This window comes from Microvirga sp. P4_G7 (assembly GCF_056401005.1).
Genome location: NZ_JBFUKD010000423.1, coordinates 1 through 3,335, shown reverse-complemented (window position 1 = coordinate 3,335; position 3,335 = coordinate 1). Strand labels below are relative to the sequence as shown.

Annotated in this window: 2 protein-coding genes and 1 pseudogene; all 3 read right to left on the bottom strand. The window is 61.7% G+C overall.

The window, feature by feature from the left end; translation table 11 throughout:
• Window positions 1–1,202 (bottom strand): annotated as a pseudogene (locus AC1DT3_RS15710) (hypothetical protein); the annotation flags it as partial.
• 107 nt (window positions 1,203–1,309) lie between these two features.
• A complete protein-coding gene (locus AC1DT3_RS15705; RefSeq protein WP_477466178.1) occupies window positions 1,310–2,716 on the bottom strand; it encodes a M20 family metallopeptidase in 1,407 nt (468 codons plus the stop codon).
• Window positions 2,716–3,335 (bottom strand): ABC transporter ATP-binding protein (locus AC1DT3_RS15700; protein ID WP_477466177.1); only part of this gene is annotated, 620 nt, incomplete at its 5' end. The genes AC1DT3_RS15700 and AC1DT3_RS15705, both read right to left, overlap by 1 nt.

Genomic DNA, 3,335 nt, shown 5'->3' with positions numbered 1-3,335 from the left:
TCGTTACCATCTCCGCCGATCAAGGTATCGTTGCCGACACCACCCGCGAGACGGTCGCCGTGAATGCTTCCGAAATAGTGATCGTTCGCAGCACTGCCGTTGACGCTCACGCCCTGTGTTCTCGGTTCCAGAATTTGCGCGAGCACGTCAGTGCCCGGACCTTCTGTCTCGTACGAGACGACGAGCCTGCCGTCCGCCAATGCCGTCAGAGACGGAGCTTCATTGTCGACGGCGTTTCCAGCCAAATACTCGTCACCGACCTTTTGCCCCGTCGAGGAAAGAATCTGGACGTAGAGTTTTTCGTCTCCGGCATCCGTTAGCCCACGCGTAGCAACCGCGAAGCCGCCGTCCGGCAACGCTGCAACCGACGCCTTGAATCGAGAATCCAGCGAATGCGACGCTGCGGAAAACGAGGGGCCGATCCGCACGCCCTCGGCCGTCAATATTTGCGCTTTCGTCTCGTAAAATCCCGATGAACCGAAGACCTGATAGACGACGACAAGTCGCCCGTCTGCGAGGCGTGTTGCGGAGGGAATATCGGCCGCGTCGTCTATTCCGCTCACGGTGATCGGCTGACCGACAGGGGAACCGTCGAAATTGCGGATCACCATCGCAATCGTAAGTTCATCGGCCGGATAGAAGTGGGCGAATCTTCCGCCCTCCAGCGCGACAAACGAAGAGTAGCTGACTTCGGTATTGGTATCCGCACGAACCTCGGCCCGCTTCTGCAGGACGCCGTCGGCGATCTGGAACGTCACGACATCATGAGCATCCTCATTGCTGCCATGATATCCGACGACGAATTGAGACCCGGAGAGCGCCGTGACGTGAGGTTGAAACGCGTTGCCGACACTGCTGCTGGCCAGCACCTTCTCGCCAATCGGCGTTCCGCCGGCCTCGAATGCCCTCACCCAGACGGAGGACTCCTCTCTCCAGGCGACGACCAACCGTCCGTCCTCGAGTGCCGTCACCGACGGGTTTGGAGAATCGGCTGTGCCGTCCCCGACGAGTAGTTCAGCGCCGCGCTTTGTCCCGTCCGCATTAAAAATTTGAGCTTTGATCACGTCCGGATCGAAGGGCCGGTCGTCGAGCCACACCGCGACGAAGCCGCCGTCCTTGAGTGCAACGAGCTTGGAAGATACCTGCCAGCCTTCCGTCGCCGTGTTCACCGTGAACGGGGTTCCCCAGGGCGTGATCGCCATCTCTTCCTCCGCATGCCGCAAAAGTCGGGCTTACCCGATCAGATGACCTGTGAATGGCATCGGTGCAGAGGCGGGGAACTCTTCGAACACACGGGATTCCACCCGGATTAGCTGCCTGTTCGGCCGAAACCGCCTCCCTGCGTCGATACGCCCAGATCCCAATAGATGCCCGCCATCAGTCTGAGGCCTTCGCGGACGATGGAGATCGGGAGATGTTCGTTCGGCGCGTGCTGTTGGCAACCGGGATAGGAATGGGGCACCCAGACCGTCGGTAGGCCGAGCTGATCGGAGAAGATGTTGTTCGGCAACGATCCTCCCAGATTGGGAAGGACAGCCGGTGGACGACCGCAGGTCACCGTGATGGATTCCCTCACTTGGCGAACCCACGGATGATCTGGATCGAGACGGCTGGCGAGGAAGATCGCATCCTCGGACGGCGTGACGACGACATGCGCGAAGCCCTGACGGTCGAGATGGCGTCGCACGGCCGGCACAACTTGCGTGTGATCGACACCGACAGGGAACCGCAGCTGCATCCGCGCCGTCGCGCGGGGAGGAATAGCATAGAGGGGCTGGGCGAGGTTGCCGCACGAGAACTCCATCACCTCGAAGGAACTCCAGGCATAGACCTTCTCGGCCGGCRTGAGGCGCGGTTCGCCCCACCATTCCTGGATGACCGGATCGCGAGGGCCGGGCTCGATTGCACAATCCGCAAGTGCCTCCCGCACGTTTGCTGGAATTCCATCGGGCACCATCTCCGAGATGCGGATTTCTCCCTTTGGGCCCACCAGCGTCGCGATGGCGTGGGCAAGTTCGATGCCGGGATTCGAGAGGATGCCGCCCCAATTGCCGGAATGGTGGAACCCATCGCGCGCTTCGATGGTGAGGTGGAAGCTCATGCCACCACGGGCGCCGAGGAAGATCGTCGGGCGGTCCAGACTGAGGCGCGGTCCGTCCGACGCGAGGAAAAGATCCGCCCGCAGCACATCACGATGTTCCTCGCAGAACTCCTTCAAGCCGACAGACCCCGCCTCTTCCCCCATCTCGATCAGAAATTTGCAGTTGAACCCAAGTGCGCCGCGCGTTTCCAGGACCGCGCGCAAAGCCGCGATGTTGATGGCGTGCTGGCCCTTGTTGTCCGCCGTGCCGCGCCCATACCAGCGTCCGTCGCGCTCTGTCAGCCGCCAGGGCGAAAGTCCTTCATGCCAGCTCTCGTCGAGCCCCGCCACGACATCCCCGTGGCCGTAGTGAAGAACGGTCGGAAGTGCTGGATCTTCGATGCGCGTGGCGACGAGAAACGGACCCGGTGCGAGATCATTGTTGTAAATCTCGGTCTCAAAGCCCATGCCTCGGAAAGCAGGTTGCATTTCCTTCTCGAGGTACTCGAGCAGATCGGGCGCGTTGCCGGACAAACGACTCACCGTCGGATAGGCTACGCGGCGTGCCAGTTCTTCCCGAAACGCACCGCTGTCGAGATGTTGCGCAGCACGCGCGATAGCATCATCGCGAGACATCAGATCGCTCTCCGCCGAAACGCCGTCACGGTGTGATTGTCGGAGGCTTGCACGCCACCGGCTAGATCGCCCTGCTCCAACGGGAAATGGCACCGAAACGAGGCGCCGCTCGGGGTGCGCGTCACATCGGGTTCTTTCTCGATGCAGAGCGGCTTCACGCGCGGACAACGGGTGTGAAACCGACAGCCCGACGGGATAGCACTGGGGCTCGGGATCTCACCCGCGATCGGATGGAGGCTTCTGTCCCGCGTGTCGAGATCGGGCGAGGCATCGATCAGCAACCGCGTGTAGGGATGCCGCGGCGCGGTGAACAATTCCGTGGTCGGCGCCTCCTCCACGATCTGACCGAGATACATCACGCCGACGCGGTCGGCCATGAGCCGAACGACGGCGAGATTGTGCGTGATGAACAGGGATGTCAGCCCCAGATCCTGCCGCAACGCCTTCAGTAGATTGAGAATCTGCGCTTGCACGGACACGTCGAGGGCACTGGTCGGCTCGTCGAGGACGAGAAAGTCCGGTTCACCCGCGAGCGCTCGTGCGATCGAAATGCGTTGTCGCTGTCCGCCGGAAAATTCCTGCGGGTACTTGCTCGCATCGGACGCGGCCAATCCTACGC